This window comes from Moorena sp. SIO3E8 (assembly GCF_010692445.1).
Taxonomy (GTDB): domain Bacteria; phylum Cyanobacteriota; class Cyanobacteriia; order Cyanobacteriales; family Coleofasciculaceae; genus Moorena; species Moorena bouillonii.
Window position 1 is genome coordinate 1 of the sequence record NZ_JAAHHM010000280.1, and the last position, 3,522, is coordinate 3,522.

The following is a 3,522-nucleotide window of genomic DNA, read 5'->3' on the forward strand; positions in this document are numbered from 1 at the left end:
TTAGTTTAATAGAGACTGGTTAGAAGTTACCGTAAGAAGAGTGCAGCCTTTATAGTTGGTAGGCTATGCATCAAAGGTGACAGATTTTGTTGTAAGGCTGCACTCTTCTAAGGTTTCGTCTCCGGCAAGTTGCGTAATCCGGTCTAACGACCTGGTCGCCTATGAAGATCTGAGGGTTAAGAACCTGGTTAAAAACCACTGTCTTGCCAAGTCTATCAATGATGCAGGTTGGTATCAGTTCCGGGAATGGTTGGAATATTTTGGGAAAAAGTTTGGTCGGATAACTGTTGCAGTGAATCCAGCTTATACAAGTCAGAATTGTTCCAACTGTGGCGAAGTGGTCAAGAAATCGTTATCAACTAGAACCCATGTTTGCAAGTGTGGATGTCAGTTAGATCGAGACCACAACGCCGCTCGAAATATCTTAAGTAGAGCCTTGGGTACGGTGGGGCACACCGGAACCTTCCAAAACGCTTGGGGAGATCTGTCCTCTACTCTTCCTGGCTCCGGCCTGGTCGAGCAAGACGGGTCTACGATCCAAGAATCCCCCGGCTTCTAGCCGTGGGGAGTGTCAACCCAAGCATCTTGCGCTTAGCATCACTATCATAGGTGGAAAATCCACCGTAGGTGTAGGAGCCATAGAGGGGAATGTTGACGATTGTGGAAATAATCATGCCACTGGTCAGAGACTCCGCTGTGACAACATTTAGCTGCCGTGCCTTAATTTCTTTCAAAAAGCTTTCAGCTTTGTCATTCATCACAGGAGTGTAATCAATTGACATATAATCTACTGTACTGCAACCGTTGTCCATGTACAGTAACCCTCGTAAGCAGGTTTGAGCTGAGTCGCTGGTATCGGCTATTGCTACTTGCACACCAAGCACAAAGGGTAAGATTAGCGAGACCAGTACCATCAAAACCTTATTTTTCGACATTTTTGACTGTCTTTCTCCAAAAGATAGTTAAATTGACTCTGATTACACTATCAATGATTGGGTTGTATAAGCTGGTCTTTATTTAAATTTAATGGTTTTGAGAGCAAGGGAGTCGGGAGTCGGGAGTCGGGAGTAGGGAGTAGGGAGTAGGGAGTAGGGGGAGAGGATTTGATGTTTTTGTTATAACTGAATAATTTTTAATTTAAATGCACAACTAAATGCACAAAAGGTTTAACAAAAATAATCCGATCTTCCGATCAAAAACGTTATTCCAATTCCATTTTCTTGACCAGACTGCTGGGAAGCTCTGGTAGGTTACCCATCACCCGCCGCAGATCACCCCAAACGCTCAACTGATGTTGATACGGTCTGGTGCATGGGCGTTGTTGTGCCGCGCCTGCACCACTCTCCTGTGATATTAGTCTTCATCCACCATCTCTAAAATCTGATTATATAGGGCTAGAGACACTCTAAACTCTGAGGTGGCAATTAAGGCATCCATCAAGGGCTTGACGGCAACGATTAGATTTTGGTGTTTCGCCTCAACCAAAATACCCAGCAATCCAGTAATCCTCAAGCCCAGACGATCGGCTTCTGCTCGACCACGACGCTCATCAATTAATAGCAAGTCAGCATTCAATTCTAGGGCAAGGGCAATTGCCTCAGATTCTCCAGGATCTAAACTCACCTCACTCTGAAGATGTTCAACAACCTCAGAGTTAACCACTTGCCTGACTTCAAGCCAGGAAGCAGATTGAACTTCGAGAGTGCCAGGAACAGGAGGATCAATGTCTGCAAGTTCACGATACACCGCTTCAGGAATAATGACTTGATTATAAAGTTGAGGCAGAAGCTGCAAGTGTTGAATCGCTGCCAAATTTGTGATTGCCGATGTATCGCTAATAACAATCACAACCGTCCTAACTCCCGCAAATTTTTCAAGTCAAGTTCAAAGTCTTCAACATCGTAGGAGTAAAGGGCAATTTTGCGTTGCTTAAGAACTTGGCGAAACTCCTTGGGTTCCATGTCGGCCAGTCGGCTGGCATAGTTTAGTGTTAGGCGACCTGTTTGGAACAAGTGTAATGCTATTTCCTGGCGAAACTCACTTGGGGTAAGCTGAGATGCTTGTAGGATTGCGTCTGAAATAACGATACTCATCGCATAATTGCCTTATCAATCGTATTTTTAATGATAGCTCAAAAACTTTCTGGGTAGTGGTAAAGATTACATCTTTACCACTACCTAATACTCCAAACCTGACAATTAATTAATAAAAACTTGCCAACTGCTGCAAAAACTCTTGATGTTCCTTACTGGCCAAGCCAGCTTGCAAGGTTGTCATCACCTTCACCATATCTTCCGCCAAAAGTGCCGAAACTGCTAACCATAATCCCGGAAAAATTTGGCTGCGGATAATTCCTTCTTGATCAGCTACAAGAGAAACATAGTCTCCGTCTTGCCAAGAAAACCAATCAAAACGCTGGTCAATTACCTGCCAAACCAGATATTCTTTTACTCCATTGCGACGATAAACTCGTTTTTTATCCCGGAGGTCAATGGAAGCAGTACTTGCTGCAATTTCTGCCACTAGTTCTGGTGCGCCCTCAATATAACCATCATCGTCCAGGCGACTTTGGCCACCACAATTGCTATCAATCAGTAAAACCACATCAGGTTGGGGTTCATTATCCAGATCCAGCCGCACTGTAGGGTTATCACCTAATCTTACACCAGGAGTCGCAATCTTATAATTGCCCAACCACACTAGTAAATTAGCATGGGGCTCAGCTTGGGGTTCAAACCGTAAGGAGGATCCCATATAAACAATTCCTTCAATTAGTTCTGCTTTTTTGAGATGGGGCATGGCTTGATAACGCCGCTCAAATTCTCCACGAGAGAGCAGGTCTCCATTTTCTAGGACTGGAAGAGTTCTCTGTCTGTTACTAGTGGGAGCACTCATAACTTTTCTACTGTTTCCTGATGGGTTTGTAATCAAGTTATTAGTTATTAGTTATAGCAGTTTTAAATTGGGTGAGGTACATTTTTTAGGGAGCAGGGAGCAGGGAGTAGGGAGTAGGGAGTAGGGAGTAAGGAGTAGGGAGCAGGGCTGTTTGAGTAAAACGTAAGCATATGCGCTACGCGCACGCTACGCGAACAGCTGAATGCTGACAGCTGTCAGTTGTTCGCTTAAAATAAATCTGGGGAAAAGTTTTGCTTAGCGATGCGCTACGGGCAGCCAAATGCGATTGGCCTATGGCCTCAGCTTCCGCGCTTATGCGATCGCAAAGCGTGGCCTATGGCCTCAGCTTCCGCGCTTATGCGTTCGCGTAGCGTGGCCTATGGCCAATCGCATTTGAATTGGGATGTTGGTTTTTGCTGGAGTAATTCCAACGCAACGGTCAAAGTTGGCTTCAGCTACGACAACCTATCCCTGGATGTCTGTTAGTAACAGCCTTTTTTTTAACTGTCCGGCAAAAGAAGTCCCACATCTCTATGCGCAGGATGAGTGCTTAAAGTTACCGTAAGATAGTGGAGCTTTTATGGTTAGTCGGTTATGCGCAAAAGGGTTAAATCTTTTGTAATAAAG

Annotated in this window: 6 protein-coding genes and 2 pseudogenes; 3 read left to right on the forward strand and 5 right to left on the reverse strand. The window is 44.7% G+C overall.

The window, feature by feature from the left end:
- Positions 1 to 12: 12 nt before the first annotated feature.
- Positions 13 to 111 (forward strand): annotated as a pseudogene (locus tag F6K46_RS38795) (RNA-guided endonuclease TnpB family protein); the annotation flags it as partial.
- A 19-nt stretch (positions 112 to 130) separates the two neighbouring features.
- Positions 131 to 559 (forward strand): annotated as a pseudogene (locus F6K46_RS38800) (transposase); the annotation flags it as partial.
- On the opposite strand, the gene F6K46_RS38805 reads toward F6K46_RS38800, so the two are convergent.
- The 5 genes from F6K46_RS38805 to F6K46_RS38825 form a co-directional block, all read right to left on the reverse strand.
- Positions 531 to 935 (reverse strand): CinA family protein, encoded by a 405-nt coding sequence (locus tag F6K46_RS38805; RefSeq protein ID WP_293068583.1) that lies wholly within the window; start codon positions 933 to 935, stop codon positions 531 to 533. The pseudogene F6K46_RS38800 and the gene F6K46_RS38805 overlap by 29 nt on opposite strands.
- Positions 936 to 1,353: 418 nt before the next feature.
- On the reverse strand, positions 1,354 to 1,848 hold the full coding sequence (locus F6K46_RS38810; protein WP_293068586.1) for a DUF3368 domain-containing protein: 495 nt from the start codon (positions 1,846 to 1,848) through the stop codon (positions 1,354 to 1,356).
- Entirely contained in the window at positions 1,845 to 2,093 is a 249-nt protein-coding gene (locus F6K46_RS38815; protein WP_293068589.1) for a UPF0175 family protein, read from the reverse strand. The genes F6K46_RS38810 and F6K46_RS38815 overlap by 4 nt, the downstream gene beginning before the upstream one ends.
- A 109-nt stretch (positions 2,094 to 2,202) precedes the next feature.
- Entirely contained in the window at positions 2,203 to 2,895 is a 693-nt protein-coding gene (locus tag F6K46_RS38820) for a Uma2 family endonuclease (RefSeq protein ID WP_293068591.1), read from the reverse strand.
- Positions 2,896 to 2,957: 62 nt separating this feature from the next.
- Positions 2,958 to 3,080: a hypothetical protein gene (locus F6K46_RS38825; RefSeq protein WP_293068594.1), complete on the reverse strand. Its 123-nt coding sequence runs from the start codon at positions 3,078 to 3,080 to the stop codon at positions 2,958 to 2,960.
- Positions 3,081 to 3,156: 76 nt separating this feature from the next.
- Between F6K46_RS38825 and F6K46_RS38830 the strand changes: the two genes are divergently transcribed.
- Positions 3,157 to 3,381 (forward strand): hypothetical protein, encoded by a 225-nt coding sequence (locus tag F6K46_RS38830; protein ID WP_143727468.1) that lies wholly within the window; start codon positions 3,157 to 3,159, stop codon positions 3,379 to 3,381.
- The last annotated feature ends 141 nt before the right edge of the window (positions 3,382 to 3,522 follow it).